This is a genomic window from Ruegeria sp. H8, from assembly GCF_056532905.1.
Genome location: NZ_JBQFNY010000001.1, coordinates 1 through 15,526 on the forward strand (window position 1 = coordinate 1; position 15,526 = coordinate 15,526).

13 protein-coding genes and 1 pseudogene are annotated in these 15,526 nt (G+C 50.7%); 5 read left to right on the forward strand and 9 right to left on the reverse strand.

Features of this window, described 5'->3' with window-relative positions; all coding sequences use genetic code 11:
* From ACR0A2_RS00005 to ACR0A2_RS00015, 3 genes and pseudogenes are all read left to right on the forward strand, one after another.
* Positions 1 to 1,199 (forward strand): fasciclin domain-containing protein (locus ACR0A2_RS00005; protein ID WP_480833644.1); only part of this gene is annotated, 1,199 nt, incomplete at its 5' end.
* 124 nt (positions 1,200 to 1,323) lie between these two features.
* Positions 1,324 to 1,998 (forward strand): annotated as a pseudogene (locus ACR0A2_RS00010) (IS6 family transposase).
* Positions 1,999 to 2,000: 2 nt separating this feature from the next.
* On the forward strand, positions 2,001 to 2,240 hold the full coding sequence (locus ACR0A2_RS00015) for a hypothetical protein (RefSeq protein ID WP_480833645.1): 240 nt from the start codon (positions 2,001 to 2,003) through the stop codon (positions 2,238 to 2,240).
* A 139-nt stretch (positions 2,241 to 2,379) separates the two neighbouring features.
* Here the strand turns inward: ACR0A2_RS00015 and ACR0A2_RS00020 are convergent, their stop codons facing one another.
* The 9 genes from ACR0A2_RS00020 to ACR0A2_RS00060 all read right to left on the reverse strand — a co-directional run bounded on the left by ACR0A2_RS00020 (position 2,380) and on the right by ACR0A2_RS00060 (position 12,670).
* The gene (locus tag ACR0A2_RS00020) at positions 2,380 to 3,465 is read right to left on the reverse strand and encodes a BamA/TamA family outer membrane protein (RefSeq protein WP_480833647.1); all 1,086 of its coding nucleotides are present in this window, start codon (positions 3,463 to 3,465) and stop codon (positions 2,380 to 2,382) included.
* A 342-nt stretch (positions 3,466 to 3,807) separates the two neighbouring features.
* Entirely contained in the window at positions 3,808 to 4,545 is a 738-nt protein-coding gene (locus tag ACR0A2_RS00025) for a hypothetical protein (RefSeq protein WP_480833648.1), read from the reverse strand.
* Between the two features lie 213 nt (positions 4,546 to 4,758).
* Positions 4,759 to 5,316, reverse strand: coding sequence for a hypothetical protein (locus ACR0A2_RS00030; RefSeq protein WP_480833649.1), 558 nt, complete (start codon positions 5,314 to 5,316; stop codon positions 4,759 to 4,761).
* Positions 5,317 to 5,357: 41 nt separating this feature from the next.
* On the reverse strand, positions 5,358 to 7,082 hold the full coding sequence (locus ACR0A2_RS00035; protein WP_480833650.1) for an amidohydrolase: 1,725 nt from the start codon (positions 7,080 to 7,082) through the stop codon (positions 5,358 to 5,360).
* Between the two features lie 32 nt (positions 7,083 to 7,114).
* The gene (locus ACR0A2_RS00040; RefSeq protein WP_480833651.1) at positions 7,115 to 7,948 is read right to left on the reverse strand and encodes a hypothetical protein; all 834 of its coding nucleotides are present in this window, start codon (positions 7,946 to 7,948) and stop codon (positions 7,115 to 7,117) included.
* 270 nt (positions 7,949 to 8,218) lie between these two features.
* Positions 8,219 to 9,160 carry a helix-turn-helix transcriptional regulator gene (locus ACR0A2_RS00045; RefSeq protein ID WP_480833652.1) on the reverse strand — a complete coding sequence of 314 codons (942 nt, stop codon included), beginning with the start codon at positions 9,158 to 9,160 and terminating at the stop codon, positions 8,219 to 8,221.
* A gap of 651 nt (positions 9,161 to 9,811) precedes the next feature.
* A complete protein-coding gene (locus tag ACR0A2_RS00050) occupies positions 9,812 to 11,077 on the reverse strand; it encodes a flavin monoamine oxidase family protein (RefSeq protein WP_480833653.1) in 1,266 nt (421 codons plus the stop codon).
* A gap of 127 nt (positions 11,078 to 11,204) precedes the next feature.
* The gene (locus tag ACR0A2_RS00055; RefSeq protein WP_480833654.1) at positions 11,205 to 11,468 is read right to left on the reverse strand and encodes a hypothetical protein; all 264 of its coding nucleotides are present in this window, start codon (positions 11,466 to 11,468) and stop codon (positions 11,205 to 11,207) included.
* Positions 11,465 to 12,670 (reverse strand): aromatic ring-hydroxylating oxygenase subunit alpha, encoded by a 1,206-nt coding sequence (locus tag ACR0A2_RS00060; protein WP_480833655.1) that lies wholly within the window; start codon positions 12,668 to 12,670, stop codon positions 11,465 to 11,467. Before ACR0A2_RS00060 ends, ACR0A2_RS00055 begins: the two co-directional genes overlap by 4 nt.
* A 466-nt stretch (positions 12,671 to 13,136) precedes the next feature.
* Between ACR0A2_RS00060 and ACR0A2_RS00065 the strand changes: the two genes are divergently transcribed.
* On the forward strand, positions 13,137 to 14,246 hold the full coding sequence (locus ACR0A2_RS00065; protein ID WP_170352662.1) for an extracellular solute-binding protein: 1,110 nt from the start codon (positions 13,137 to 13,139) through the stop codon (positions 14,244 to 14,246).
* A gap of 88 nt (positions 14,247 to 14,334) precedes the next feature.
* The gene (locus tag ACR0A2_RS00070) at positions 14,335 to 15,477 is read left to right on the forward strand and encodes an ABC transporter ATP-binding protein (RefSeq protein ID WP_170352663.1); all 1,143 of its coding nucleotides are present in this window, start codon (positions 14,335 to 14,337) and stop codon (positions 15,475 to 15,477) included.
* Positions 15,478 to 15,526 lie beyond the last annotated feature (49 nt).

Sequence of the window (15,526 nt, forward strand, 5' to 3'; positions counted from 1 at the left end):
GCACTGAGCTGGTCGACAATGAACCCGATGTCGACAATCCCAACATCGTTGGACCGGACATTGCGGCCTCCAACGGCACCATTCAGATCATCGATCGCGTCCTGCTGCCCATCGACATTCCGGGCAATGGACCGGTCGAGCTCACCGATCCGACCCTTGCGGGAATCGTCGCGGCAAGTGGCGGTGTTTTCGACGACGATGCGACAGATTTCGACATCCTGTTCAATGCGGTTCAGGCTGCAGGCCTGGTCGAAGCCCTTGACGATCCTAATGCCAGCCTAACCGTTTTCGCTCCGAACGATGCCGCCTTCGTCGCGCTAAGTCAGGCGTTGGGCTTTGAAGGAGGGGATGAAGCAGGCGCGTTCGACTACCTGGTAGAAGCTCTTGCACTTCTGAATGGAGGCGATCCAATCGGAATTTTGCAGAGTGTTCTTAAATACCACGTGGCACCCGGCGAATTGGGCTCAGACGAGGTGCTGAATGCCAGCTCGATCCAGACCTTGCTGGATGGCGCCACGCTAGGCGTAGACGGCGCGACGCTGGTGGATGCGGATCCTGACGTTGCGGATCCAAATCTGATCGTAACGGACGTTCCGGCCAGCAACGGTGTTGCACATGTGCTGGACGGAGTTCTTCTACCGGCAGATTTGCTGCAATCCGACGGTTCAAATGACGTCGATTTCGTGATCAAAGGCGATCAGTCAGACTATGTCCGGACCGGGCGTGACAATGATTTCGTCGACGGAAATGGCGGAAGTGACAGGATCCTGCTGGGCCGCGGTGACGATGTCGGCTTTGGGGGTCTTGGGAAAGACAAGGTCTTTGGAGGGCACGGCGATGACAGCCTCTACGGCGACGAAGGAGCCGACTACCTAAGCGGCGGCAGGGGCGATGACATGATCACCGGCGGAGCCGACAATGACCTGTTGGTTGGCGGACTTGGTGCAGACACGTTCATCTTCAACTCGGGGGATGGGCATGACACCATTCTAAGGTTCCAACAGGGAGAAGACACAATCGACCTGTCCGGCGCCGGGATCTCGGGTTTTGACGAGGTGTCCGATATGATCGAAGCATCCCTTTTCGGTGCCACAATCCACCTCGGAGAAGAACAGAGCATATACGTGCAGGCCTTCAAACTGGACTTGGATGAAACCGACTTCGTTTTCGCCCCAAGCGCATACGACACAATCGCGTAAGGGCTCAAAAGAACTGAAGAAGTGCCCGCTTGGATCCGAGCGGGCACTTTTTGTGTTATCAGCAAACTGGTCCTGTCAGAAGAACTTGGTTTGAGGCGTGCAGGTGCTCTCGTAACCCTCGCGCATGACTAAACAATCGCCATTCAAGTACTTCAAAACCAGTCCCGAGATCATCCGCCTTGCTGTGACGCTGTACATCCGTTTCACGCTCTCGCTTCGGAATGCCTAAGATCTGCTTCATGAGCGCGGCATCGATGTGAGCCACGAAACTGTCCGATACTGGTGTAACAGGTTTGGCTCGATTTTTGCATCAGAGATCCGAAAAAGGGTTCAGCAACTCCGCGCATTCTCGAAGTGGAAGTGGCATGTGAACGAAGTATTCGTGAAAGTGAACGGAAAACGCCACTACCACTGGCGTGCCGTCGATCACGAAGGTGAGGTGCCGGAAACCGTTGTTCCCAAACGCCGAAACAAATCTGCAGCACTGAAATTCTTCAAGAAATTGATGAAGCGGCACGGTTGCGCCGATTAGGTCTTCCCAGATCGCTTCGCTTCCTACAAGGCTGCGCTCAGAGAAATGGGCGCGCTTGAAAAACAACGGACGGGCAGGTGGCTCAACAACCGCGTCGAGAATTCGCACCTCCCGTTTCGACGACGCGAACGCGCGATGCAGCGTTTCAGGCGCATGCGAAGTCTACAGATATTCGCCTCCTTACATTTCTCTGTCTACAACCACGTCAACCAGGAAAGATCGCTAGCCACTCGAGACACCTTCAGAAAGCGACAGAGCAGCTTGTGAACATGTTGCTGTCATCGGTTAAAGCTCAGCACGGAGCGGACTTTCATTTCCTCGAAGCCAACGACCGCTTTGTCCGCATAGCCGACTTCGATCCAATGGCAGCAAAGTCCGCAGAGCGGACATTCATGCAAGCTGTAGCGAATGGCTGTTTCGAGCCCATAGTGACCGATGCTGCGCGATCAACCGACGGCGGCTATGCGCAGAAAGCTGACTTTGCAAATTTACGAGAACGGCTCAAATGAAATTGACTTTCACCAAACGACGAACATGCAGGCGTGAGGTCGGGTAGGCGTCTTGGTTGAAATCTAAACGGGGCGCGTACTCGGAATTGGAACGACTGCAATTTGAGGGAGAATATTCGCTGTATCTTACAAAAGTGACTTAAAATCTTTGGCCGACATAAAAATACAGAAAATCATCGCCGTCGTCGTTAACTGCCGCGTCTATGGAAAAATCCAGTTTGTGTTTTTTCGTTACTCGGTAGCGCAAACCGACACCGCCAGCGTAGCGGAAGCCACTATCGACAGAAATACTGTTCTTTTGCACTTCGCCACCACCAGCAAATGCGACGTATCCAAATCGCTTAGAAAGTCTTCCTCGGTATTCAGCTTGCGCGGTAAGCATCGAGTTTCCATAAACATCAAACAATGGAAAACCCCTTATTTCAGAACCTAGAAGGCAACTGTCGAAGAAAGGAGTGCGGTCGCTTTTTTCGCAAGCCGTTGCTCTGAAGGCGACAACTGATTCATTACTAACGGGCCAAAACCTATCGTAGCTTAGCTTCAGTCCGTAATAGGACAGATCCCCGTTTTGAACATCGTTTGAGTAGGTCAGCGCCAGATCCACTTTGTTCCCGCTAACCGGGTAAAACGTATCGTCGCGAGTATCCCATTTCGCGACGAGGCCTACTGTTGCTAACGCAGTGTCTGAGAGTTCGGCAACTTCAGGAGGCAACGCGATACCGTCTACACCTGAAACTACGGTATTCAGATACTGCAACGATGCACCTGCGGAAAAAGAATCCGTAAAGCTGTAGCGATACGCGCCTTGGAACGCGAGGCCCTGCTGCTCGACGTTTATCGAGTCATTAATCAGGAACAGATCGTATCTTAAATCTCCGTATGCGAGTATGAACTCAACGTTTTGGCGATTGTTGTCGAGAGACAAACCGCCACCTAGACCGATTGCGTAGCTTTCCTTGTTTGTCCCCGCAATGGCTGCACCTAAAGACGAGGTTTTTGATCCTTCGTCACTTTGAAAAAGATATCCAACACCCAAAACTAGCCCAGCACCGAAAGTCGGGTCGTTAATCGGGATGGGAACACCAACAAAAGAACCATTTTTAAACCCCGGTTCACTTTTGTCCTGGCTTGCATTGTCATCAGTGCCTTCCGCGCTCGCTACAAACGCAGTGCAGAACATCGCAACTGCGCAAAAACCGGCCAAAGAAGTGCGACGTTTACTCATTGAATAGGTTTCGTGAAAAGTTTGGCACTTAGTAGATACTCAGTCTTGTAAGCTAATCTGGACGTTTTTTACTTTCACCAGAATTAAGAGTAGCAAGCAGCTGTCAGACCTGTCCAGCTTATCGGTTGGGAACGCTCAAAGCACGTCCTGTGACTCGCCAATATTCATCTAAGCCGGATTTTTTCGCATATAAATTTGGCTGATCATGACAGCGTAATGAGCTGAATTGAGAGCAAGGTGCACATTCTGCCGAACGGCGGGAGCAGTTTTTCAGAAGTTCAGTCCACGATAAAATGGAACATCTGAAATGTGATAGCCCGTTGGTGAACAGAATGATTGGCATCAAACCAAACCGGAACCAGTGAGAAAATACTTGAATGCGTCAGCGATGAAAGCCAAGCCCAAGACACCAAACAGCAGTGGGATGAACCATGATGCGGTGCTGCCTAGGAACGTGATGAGCACTTCCAGTTTGTCTACAATGGACTGTCCCATGACAGCATATGCAAATGGAATCAGCACATATGGTAGCGCGTACAAAAGGTTGTAGATCAGCAAACCTAGTGCCTTAGATTCAACATTGAAGCTGAACAACTCATTGATGAAGCCGAAATACGGTACAGAAAACGGCATACTCAAAACGCAAATTGTTACTCCCATCATGAAAGATGGAAACAAACCTTCTTTCTGCTCGCTGACTTCAGATCTTGTAGATTGCTTTTCAATTTGGGCACTTGTGCTCATCCTCATAGCGAAGCCGAGCAAAACCAGCCCCAGAACAAAGCCGATGACGAAGTTGATGCGCGTTGGGTCCACGAAACCTTTGACGACGAAGTCCACCACCGGAGCGAAAAGTTCCGCAAGTCCGTTGGCGACCAAACTGCCCATCACAAAGTAGACAAATCCGTAAACGATTAAAATGCCCATCAGAAAGTAGGCAAGTGTATGGCCCAAGATTAGTGCGTAGCTTTTTGCAATCGGACGGCTCCTTGTGAGAGCAAATGCAATTGCGACGAGTAGGACGGGGTTTGCTACATCAACCAATAAAATAGGTATTCCTACCGCCCAAATACTACTCATTCCCGGCACCACACAGTTGCATCATTTGGCTTCTTGGACATCCATTCACGTCTTCATTTAAGCTTGCAAATGAGCCAGGAGCAAAAGATGCTGCACTGCCCTGTGGCCCATTATCGGTTTCAACGTGTCGCGAGGTGACCCAAAATTGCAGCGTTCCGAAAATCTCTCGTATCGTAGATTCATCTGACGGCTCTAAGCCAATTGTTACAAGACTTAGGGCTTGAACGACGCATTCGACACGCCTCCAAATACCCCGGACAGAGTTTCACCAGATCGAGATTGTGAAATTACCAAGAGTTCGTTTTCGACCATCGCGTCGAAGCTGAGGTCGTGCCGCCAACCTGAATGCAAAACGTTCACTGTCGTGGTAATGTCGTAGTCCGAAATCGTCTTGAGTTCAGTGGCCGCCAGAATTTCGGGTGCTTGATCACCACTGTGAAAACGAATGGCCGCAACTTCGATTGCAAGCAGGACAGTGAGTGTCTCACCCTCCTGCAAATTGGCAGAAATCGACGGTGCCATTTCTTGGGCGAGCCTGTTCAGGGACCTAACGGACCACGCGTGATACGAGACGCCTGGTCTTTTAATATATGGTCTCGCTTGGACAAGACCCGACGTTCGCGCAGCCAAATCTGCCGTGAAAGCAACCTTCGCTTCCGGGTGGCGTTCAAAAAGCATGGCCCATTGCATTGGGTTGCCGCACGCAAGCGATGCTCCTGCCGTAACTACAAGACAAAACCCGACCAATACCGCACTAAATGAAAGTTTCATCGCTTTCTCCTGTTCGGGCGAACGTTAGAAATCCAGCACTCTTACTTTTTCGTATGGTCCCACGTAAGCTCGCCGTCCATGATCGCGTAAAGAACATCAACTTCCGAGATGTCATTCGGGTCGATCTCAAAAATGTTCTCGCCCAAAACAACCAAGTCTGCTTTTTTACCGACTTCGAGACTTCCGACTGTGTCTTCCATTCTTAACTCGTAAGCCGCATTGATTGTCGAAGCTCGTAGGGCCGTATCGACAGACACGCCGGCCTCAATCCCACCAAGTGGTGCAACGTCTTTGCGTCCATCTATTGTCCGGGTAACAGCCGTTTCGATTGCAGACAGCGGCCGATATTCTGAAATCCAACCGGAGACAGGCCAGTCTGAACCAAGAACAACCGTACCGCCCGACTCGGCAATCTTTGCCATCGGGAACATTTCCTGAACGCGTTCTTTCCCAAGTTTCTTGTCTGAAATCAGTTGAAGGTTAGGGTCATAGCTCATCCACGCTCCCGAGCTATTCCAAGTCACACCGAGTTCGGCAAACCGGGGAATGTCATCAGCATGTACCGAGTTTCCATGTGCGACAGCAAATCGGCGATCTCGCTCCGGATTGACTTTGATGGCCTCTTCCACGGCATCCAGCATTATTCTAACCGCTGCATCCCCGAAACAATGGCAAACGGAATCAATGCCTTTGGCATCGGCTTCTACAACTGCATTGATTATAACGTCGCGCGGAATAATCGGTTTCGGGTCGTTATCCGGATTGTCGGCATATCCATCTACGTAAAGTGCGCTATCGCTATCGTCTCCGCCATCAACATTAATCTTTATTTTCAGAGGCTTGGCGTCTTCATGCTTGAATTGGCCAATGAGTGCTTCGATCTCCTGAACAGGGTCAACGCTCTCATCATTCCAATAGAAAACCCCTCGAACTCTAAATGGGAGGTCACCGCCATTCGCCAAGTTTTCGACAAGTGCAAATCCTTCGTCCTGCCCTATGCCTTGAAAGCCAAGATCCTGAACTGTTGTAATTCCGGATGCAGCAAATCGTGGCAACCAATCCCTCATGCCATCCACCATGTACTCTGGCGTTATGTCCACAAGCGCGGATAACACCTGCATTTGGGCCGGTATCTCCACGATCCAACCTGTCGGATTTCCGTCAGCATCGCGTTCGAAAAACGCATATCCAGGCACGGTATCGGGCGTATCCTTGTCTATTCCGGCAATTTCCAGTGCTTTGGAATTCACCCACGCCTTGTGACCATCAATTGCCCAAAGGAAAACGGGGCGTTCACTTTCAATTTCGTCAAGCATTGCCGCTGTAGGGTTGCCGTCGGTCCATGGGTTGAACCGCACACCGTATCCCGTGACTACGTCATCAGTACTTTGTTCAGCATGTGCGCGAACGCGATCTAAAATTTCTTCGACGCTGTCAGACTGAAGATCAACACCAGTCATAATCAGCCCACCCGCGAACAGGTGCATATGAGCTTCGACAAAGCCGGGAATGACCATTGCGCCGTCGAGATCGATTACCTCTGTTCCAAGTCCAATCACGTTTCTGAGGCCGTCTGCGCCGCCAACATATACGATCTCGCCGCCTTCAATACCAATGGCTTCAGCAATTGTACCGGCATCGTCCATAGTGTGGATAGATCCGTTTATCAGCGCGTAATCTGCGGTAGGGTTTTCACGTCCCGTTTGCGCGTAGACCGCAGTAGTCAGGAGGTTTGCAGCGGCAGTTAGCAGAACAATATTTCGCATGACTTTAGAGTTCCCTATCTCGTCTATTGTGTTCAGAAGAAAAATGAGATTCCAAATTTGAACTGTCTGTTTGGTCCGCCTGTCGGAGACTGGTTAACGTCGTAGTAACCAGCGCTCAGGTCCAGTGCCGTACCCTTCTCCTCGTTGGTTATGATAGTTTTGCCGACCGTTAGGCCCAATGGCACTAACCAGGCGTCATCACTGCTAGAGGCATTCCAGTTATATGATATCACATTATTATATCCGAAATACCAACCCCCACCAAGGCCATAGATCAGGATCGGTTGTAGTATAGTCGTGCTGAAGTCGCTCTCTCCCCACATGTGAGCAAGAACACCGCCCCAGGACAAATCTCCTGCCTGGCCAAATATCACGACGGCCGGACCCGCCCCCCAGCCTGCGCCCTGAAGCGCGTCATCGGTGTGGGTCGGTAAAGATACTTGTAGCCCATAGCCGAGAGAAATATTGCCCGAAGGTGTCGGCGCATAAAACGCCTGAACCGTTGAATCACCTATACCCCATTCGAGATCGGAGTTTTGGGTAGGTTCACCTATGCCGGGTGGTAGAACTGCACCTGGTGCAACACCTTGAATTGGGATAATGCCCCTCAGCACCAGGTTGGCGCCGTCAAGTGGAACTGCGTAGACTGGTTGAATCTGAAAGTTATAACTGTCTTCCTCATCCGTGCCCGTTCTGAATGCCACCGTGTTGTCGGTCATGATCGCGCGAATGTCGGCGAGGGGGTTGGCGGCTTTTCGGGCAGCTTCACATGCAGCATCGCAGCCGGCGTCCTGAGCTTGCACAATCGCAGGCAAAAAGCTGTATGCCAGCACACCAAAAAGCAGATGTGACAACTTCTTTTTCATCTTCAATTCCCCGCCCTTAGAATACTGATTTAGCACAAGTCTTCTGTCTCAAGGCTGCAAAGCGAACCGTCAGCGCTCAAGTCCTCTATCAGGAGTTAACATTCATTTTTGTTTAAGTATGCCGTTTCGCTTAAAAAATATCGAACGGTTTGAATACGCAAATTGTGCAAATCTCGCTCAATTTGCTCTTCCAGTTGTGACCGTAGTTTTGGGCGAGTATGGGGGTGGAGGACCAGTTGAGAACTCAGAATGGAATAGCAGTCCAATATCTTACTGCTTTCTCAGTGTATCGCTCGGCAACTCGCCATATTGTCGTTTGTAATACTCAGAGAAACGCCCAAAATCGCGAAACCCATGTTTGCTTGCCACTTGCTTGATCAAAGTGTTCTGACTGTTGCTCATCGCCAATTCGAACCGGGCGTTCTGAAGCCTGCGATAGCGTATAAATTTTACTGGGGAGACTCCAAGCTCCTGTCGGAAAGACAGATATAACAGTCTGGGACTAACGCAAATCGCATCGGCAAGCTGTCGAGAGCTCAAAAACTGCTGGGAACTTCTTATGGCTTCCAAGGCTCGTGCAACAGTCTTCCAAGTGGCGGCGCTTTTCAGGTTCGCGAAATCCTTTGACTTCTCGTTGTCTTTGCAAAGCATGTCACCAAGCGAAAACAGGATGTGGTCTTGGAGATCATCGGGCGGAAATTGATCCCAAAGATGCGGATGGTCAAATAAGCTGAACAGCAATTTCCGTAAACGTCGTCCAGTCGTCCCAAGCTTTGCAATTCCGTTTGTGGTATTCTGCGCCGAGTAAATTCGACCAAGTTCATGGACCCCGTAGCGGTCTAGCAGGTTGGTCTCGAAGGTCACAAAAATCGAACTAAGGCCAGCTGGTGTCAGGCTTGCATGGTCACGACCGGAGGACGTTATCAAAACATCATCCGCTTCTACAGGTAAACCACACCAAATCTCGTTTTCGCTATTCGGGCGATAGAACGCAAAGCTTGTTGTTTCGCCGTCATGGGTCCAGTTTAGGTGGCAAGGATGAGATTCTTCATTAAGCATGATTTGAAGGTCCGCTACGCGAACGATCTGCAATTTGGAATGCGTTATTCCAGGTTTAAGTTGGACGGCTTCAATGTTCCAACCACTCATTGCTGCGTCAGTTTCCTGAAGAAAAGAAAACTCCTGATCCACGAGCCATTTCTTTGTTCTCATCCGCTAGGCACCTCAAATCAAAGATAGACAGTTTTTACCTCTACCGCGAGACCAAGGTGGCAAAATCCAACTTTTTGGAATAATTGCTCCAATCGATTATCATTCCCCAAAGTAGCGGTGTTCCGCCACCGGGTAGGGGAGCACTGAACTGTTGCTCCGACGTATGATCCCTTGTTCATCTAATACCGCCGATACCATCAGCAGTTTAGCTCGAATACCGGATGCACGCATTGCGCGGATGAAAGCGAACGGCAGTTTGTCCGCGTATAGGAAGTCACCATGCTTGGATTTGAAGGTCCGCTTTGGGCTGTCTGCGGTCCTCCGGTGAAAACGGGCCAATGGCGGCAAAGTCCGCACAGCAGACATAGTCGTTTTACGAAACAAAGTCTGGTTCCGTTCTTTAGCGGACATCAAGGGAAACTGCTCAAGACAGAGAGTATCTGGTCCCCATCGAGCCACCCCGCTGAAACATGGTCAGCTTTTGTTCTTCAAAACTTTCAATTTCTTATCATCTGTCTGTGACCGGATAGCTTACCCTGAACTGGTCGCGGAGCATGCGAAAGATGAACTTGGCCTTGTGACTTATAGTCAAAAGTTCATTCGAAATTCTAAGACTGTTCCACTTGCTGGAGCAAGTTGATCGCCAGGTGTTCAGCGTAGCTGCGCCAACACATCTTCCGCGGCCCTTAATCCTTCCAGGTGGGCTCCGCTGACCGAGCATTGTTGGTTAGGATGTGTAGCTTCACCGGCGAAGTGCACCCGCTCAGCATGAGACTGGCGTAAGATAGCGCGTTTGTTGTGGCCTCCCGGCTTGGCTCCAGCGTAAGAACCACGCACATAGGGTTCATTTCGCCAAGCGGTAGCGTGGCCTTTGATGAAGGCTTTTCTGACTGTTGTGCCGAAGAAGCCAACCAGTGTTTCGAGCGCATGTTCGATGGCGCTCTCAGGTCCGTCATCCTGCAACTCTTTGGAAAAGCTGCCAGAGCTTTCAAAGCTAGTTAGACCGGTGTTTGAGATGTCGCAAAGAAAACCACCTCCACGGGCTACCCCTTTGGCGTCGGGTTCTAATTGGTATGTTAGCCAAGTATCCGGTTGCACGGGCAAAGCACCGGGATGGAAAAGGAGGCCAGCGTGATTGTAGTCACCCATAGTGATGAGCTCGAGCGCTGAGCGTCGGTCGGGTTCTAGTGGGGGATCAAAGCGGATGATGTCTTCGGCTAAGACCCCGACAGAAACTGTTACGATTACGGTTCGAGCATTGATCTTGCCAGTAGCCGTGGTTATCTGCACGCCTTCAGTGAGAGATTTTATTTCTGTGACCGGAGTGGCCAATTTAATTGGCAGCCCCTTTGCAGTGCATGCAATTAGGTGTCCGAAGCCTTCGCGACAAAACCAATCGTCTCCGCCCTCCCAGGCACTGATGTCTCGCAGAGATGTATCCGGCAAATCTCTGGCAATCGACAAGGCAAATGTCATCGCTGCCGTGAACGACCAATGCCCTTTGTTCTGCCAAATGTCTGCCAAGGACCGGTCTGTTGGAATTCCGGTACTTGCTTCAATTTCTGCATCGATGCGCGCCGCTTCAGTGATCGCGCTATGAAGCTCGTCGACTTCGTCCCACAGAACAGCGTCATCCTCCAAGCCATATGTCACCGCGTTGTCTGGGGCTGCATAGAGATCAAGGCCGAGTGCGAGACCTGGAGCTTTCAGAGCGTTTGCATGTTCGGTGTGCATCCAGTGCGCACCCATGTCGAACGGGACGCCAAAGATTTCCGTGTCCGTGTGTGTGCGCCCCCCGACGCGGTTGGATGCCTCGATGCAGACTACTGAGAGTCCCGCGGATTTGAGAGCGTGAGTAGCTGCAATTCCTGCTGCTCCGGCGCCAACGACAACGACGTCAAAGTCGTGAACTTTCAATGCTTTCGCTCCAGAAATGAGATTGGCATGAGAGATGTTTTTCGGAGTGGGTTTGCGCTTTCCTTACATTTTGAGAATTTACAAGGATTTGAGTTATCCAAGGATTTTGTCGTTTGCGCGGAAGCAGTCATTGATTGGTTCTTGAGTTTGGATTGCAAACGAATTCTGGAATTGAAACGCCCTCGTATCTAGCCAGATCGAGCGGATCTTCCGTGTCAAGCTTGCTGCATCTTCGGTAGATTTCCAGCATCTCGGCAGAAAGCTCGCCGCTCTTAAAAAAATACATCGCGGCAGCATATCTTGTGGCGCCAGAGCCAGGTTTTCCGATGGCTGTTACCAGGAACTGCGTTTGAGCTTCTGCTTCCTCCACTTTGAATATACCTTTAGTCACGATTTCGGCTCAGCGGACATCGCATCATTCAACGCGGCAACTTCATCTTCTCCAGGCGCTGATTCAGAGTTGTAGATTGGCAGAATGTTCCTGAGATGGTCATGATGAGAGCGCACGCCGTACTCGAGATCAGAAAGATAGAAGCCTTCAAACGCCTCCGAAACCATGGCTTCGTTGGACCATATCGTGAGCTGAATATCTTCTTCCACTGTCTCTCGATCAATCCGGGCGGCAAGGTAGCGTGCCGCTCTTTGTTGGCGGTCTTCGTTCGGGTTTCGGTATGTCGCGCTCCGTAGAATGGATTTATCCGTCGTGATCGGAAACTCTTGATAAAAGAGGGTCGTCTCAGGTGTGACGGCTATGACCGCATTTGGAAAAATGCCGTAGTAAAGCCAAGTTTTGTGCAAGTGTTCTGGCAGGTGAGGCTGTGGTTTAGTGAATTTCTTGTAGTTGCGAACAGCCCACCTCCGGCCCTTTGTCGGAGTGAATTTTCCGTCAGAACGTGAGATACCATCGACATATGGTTCGTCTGAATAGGTCGAGCCATACAGATCCTGAAGGGCAGGGTGCGCGAGCGGGACATGATACCCTTCGTTGTCGACATCTCTGATCGATTTCCAGTTTACAGGAGTCTCCTCGGTCCAGATTCCGTCCGTCGGGACATGTTCGGCCATTTTGTAGGCAGAGACTTCCTGTTCAATCGGGGCTAGCAGTTCGGCTACTGATGGCTGGGGTCCAGGTTTGAATCGGACGAAGACAAAACCCTGCCAGATTTCCATTTCAATCTCTTTCAGGCCAAACTCGTGCTTGTCTAGATCGGGGAACGACTCCGGACGGGCGGCGCCGCGTAGCGTTCCATCAAGATTGTAAACCCAGCCGTGAAATGGGCAGACTAGAGCGTTTGCACATTTTCCTTGCTCTTTCGAGACCAGCCGAGAACCGCGGTGACGACAAACGTTTAGAAACGCGCGGATGTCCGAGTTGCTGTCCTTCAAGATCAGGGCGCGCTCACCGCACATGTCAAAACATAGAAAATTACCGGGTTCCGGAACATCCGAAACATGGCACGCGATTTGCCAATGCGTTTTGAAAAGTTCGCTCTTCTCAAGTTCAAGAAGGGCATTGCTGTGATAGCACCAACCGGGCAACCCGCGACGGTCCCAATTGGTAGGAGTTTCTGTGTTTCTTACTTCGTCGCGCATCGGAACAACCCGCATAGTTTTGGTTTGGTCAGTTTGGGTCTCAGATGGGGACAATATCCAGGAGTGAAAATTTGGCCTTGCTGGATCCGCCACTCTTCGACTGAGTGTAGGTGTCGCTTAAATTGACTTGCTCGTCAACTTTTTCTGACTGAATGATCATTCAGAAATGTGCTGCTAGTCACGCCTGTGAGGTTTCCTTGGTCGATGGTTTTCGATTTACCTGCTCAAATCAGGTGCAAAACCAGTGATACGTAGAGATATGATCAAAATTCATTCAACCAAGCTTGACAGTGCAGATTTCAGCGGACTACCGTTCTGAATGACCAGTCAGATAAAAGCATAGCGACTTGGGGGAATGGGGTGCTTTGTGATCGCGCCGGCAACGCAGGCGCGATCATTCGAGAAGACAGACTAGCAAACAAGGCAGGACAAATTCAGCCACCACTCAGGGAGAGGAAGCGAAGTTATGAACTCAATCAGGAAAATCGCCGGAATTACAGTTATAGCAGCAACTACTACTGCAGTTTCGGGATCGGCTTACGCGCAAGAGCGTGTGTTGAAGGTTACGAATTGGGGAGAATACATCGCTGAAGACACAATCGAGAACTTCGAAAAAGAATACGGTATCAAGGTGATCTATGATCCGTATGACTCTGCCGAAGCAATTGATGCCAAGCTACTCGCGGGAAACAGCGGATATGATGTGGTTAGTCATGCCGGCAGTGATACGGCTCGTCTGATTAAGGCGGGAATTGTTGCACCGTTGGATATGTCGAAGCTGGACAATATCAAGCACATCGACCCGGCAATCATGGAGCAGTTGTCAAGTGAATGGGATCCAGGCAACCAACACTTCATTCCTTATATGTGGGGAACGCACGGCGTCACATACAACGAAGAATTGGTGAAAGAGACGTATCCAGATGCCCCCATAGGCTCGATGGATATGGTTTTCGATCCTGTTCACATGAAAGAGCTGTCCAAGTGTGGAGTTTCATTCCTGGATTCCCCGGGCGACATCATTCCGATGGCCTTAGCGCATATGGGCCTGGATGCGAACTCCACAAACAAGGAAGACTATGAGAAGGTTGGGGAGATGTTGGCGGAAATCAGGCCATACATCAAAACCTTCGATAACTATGCTTATCAACGGATGCCTCAGAAAGAGTTCTGTGTCTCGACCACATGGGGCCCTGACGGTCTCCTTGCCATGTCTGGCGCAGCGGAAGCCGACACTGGTGTAGTGCTAGACTTCTTCCTGCCCGAAGGTGATCGTACAGCGCAGCTGTGGATTGATGGTTGGCTAATCCCGGAAGACGCCGCGAACAAAGAAGACGCTCATCTTTTCCTGAACTATATGATGCGCCCCGAGGTTGCGGCCAATGATAGTAACTTCACCTGGTATGCGACCGCCAACCTGACGGCCAAGCCCATGGTTGATGAGGCTGTAACCTCCAGCCCAGCCGCGTTCCCAACATCGGATCAGGTTGCCAAGATGTACACGACTGCCGTTCTTCCTCCCAAGGTCGAGCGCTTGCAGACACGTACCTGGACTGACTTTAAGGCCGGAAACTAAATCCACTCACACCGGCAAATGAAGTAGCGGACCAGACCGGTTCGCTACTGCATCCCCAGATCCCGACTGGCAGACTAAGAGGCCCAAATTGACTGTTTCCACGGCTGTCAGCCCAGAACCATGGCTCGATCAAAAAGAACAGGAACCTCTGGTCAAAATCAGAGGCGTAACCAAAAAATACGGTGCAGTGACTGCTGTCGATAACGTTGATCTGGATATCTACAAAGGAGAGTTATTCTGCCTTTTAGGCGGATCTGGATGTGGAAAGTCGACACTACTTCGAATGCTTGCTGGGTTTGAGGATTTGAACAGTGGTACAATCACTATCGACGGAGTCGATATGGCCGATGTGCCAGCTTACGAACGTCCGACCAATATGATGTTCCAAAGCTATGCGCTGTTTCCGCATATGACCGTCGAAAAAAACGTGGCTTTCGGGTTGGAGCAAGACCATGTCCCCAAGCTAGACATTGCGGACAGAGTTCACGACATCCTCAAGCTTGTTGAGTTGGAAGATTTCAAAAAGAGAAAACCTAAACAATTGTCCGGTGGGCAACGCCAGCGTGTTGCATTGGCGCGGGCCTTGGTCAAACGTCCCAAGTTGCTGCTCCTGGATGAACCTTTGGCTGCTCTGGACAAAAAACTGCGTAAGCAAACGCAGTTTGAGCTTGCCAACATTCAGGACAAGGTCGGCGTCACGTTCATCGTCGTGACTCACGATCAGGAAGAAGCAATGACCCTGTCTTCGCGAATGGCCGTTATGGACGCGGGTCGCTTCAAACAGATTGGAACTCCGACAGAGATCTACGAGTTTCCAGAATCCCGCTTTGTGGCTGACTTTATCGGATCAGCAAATATTTTTGAGGGCAGGGTGACCGAGGATGGGGTCGACCATGTTCGGGTCGAAACCGAGTTCTGCGAAGTTTATATTGATCACGGTCATTCTGTTAAGGCTGGCAGCAAGATTTGGGTTGCGCTGAGGCCCGAGAAAATTCGACTTGAGAAATCTGATACAATTGCTGAGGGCGCGAACCAGACAGCGGCCGTTATCGACGATGTTGGGTATTTGGGAGAGACATCGATCTACAAGGTAAGGCTTCCCAATGGCGAAATCTTCGACGTCACTCAGCCCAACCAGTCACGTCCGACGCATGCTGCGCAGCGATTAACCTGGGAAGACAAGGTAAATATCAGCTGGGATCCGTCTAGCGCCATGTTGCTCCACTCATGACGGATTTCACCGAGGATATGTTCGAACCGCCGCAGGTTGAACGACAACC

Excerpts from the sequence above, each read along its gene's own strand:
- ACR0A2_RS00045 (WP_480833652.1), bottom strand. The coding sequence starts at position 9,160 with ATGAGAACAAAGAAATGGCTCGTGGATCAGGAGTTTTCTTTTCTTCAG.
- ACR0A2_RS00015 (WP_480833645.1), top strand. The coding sequence starts at position 2,001 with ATGTTGCTGTCATCGGTTAAAGCTCAGCACGGAGCGGACTTTCATTTC.
- ACR0A2_RS00020 (WP_480833647.1), bottom strand. The coding sequence starts at position 3,465 with ATGAGTAAACGTCGCACTTCTTTGGCCGGTTTTTGCGCAGTTGCGATG.
- ACR0A2_RS00030 (WP_480833649.1), bottom strand. The coding sequence starts at position 5,316 with ATGAAACTTTCATTTAGTGCGGTATTGGTCGGGTTTTGTCTTGTAGTT.
- ACR0A2_RS00035 (WP_480833650.1), bottom strand. The coding sequence starts at position 7,082 with ATGCGAAATATTGTTCTGCTAACTGCCGCTGCAAACCTCCTGACTACT.
- ACR0A2_RS00065 (WP_170352662.1), top strand. The coding sequence starts at position 13,137 with ATGAACTCAATCAGGAAAATCGCCGGAATTACAGTTATAGCAGCAACT.
- ACR0A2_RS00040 (WP_480833651.1), bottom strand. The coding sequence starts at position 7,948 with ATGAAAAAGAAGTTGTCACATCTGCTTTTTGGTGTGCTGGCATACAGC.
- ACR0A2_RS00060 (WP_480833655.1), bottom strand. The coding sequence starts at position 12,670 with ATGCGCGACGAAGTAAGAAACACAGAAACTCCTACCAATTGGGACCGT.
- ACR0A2_RS00025 (WP_480833648.1), bottom strand. The coding sequence starts at position 4,545 with ATGAGTAGTATTTGGGCGGTAGGAATACCTATTTTATTGGTTGATGTA.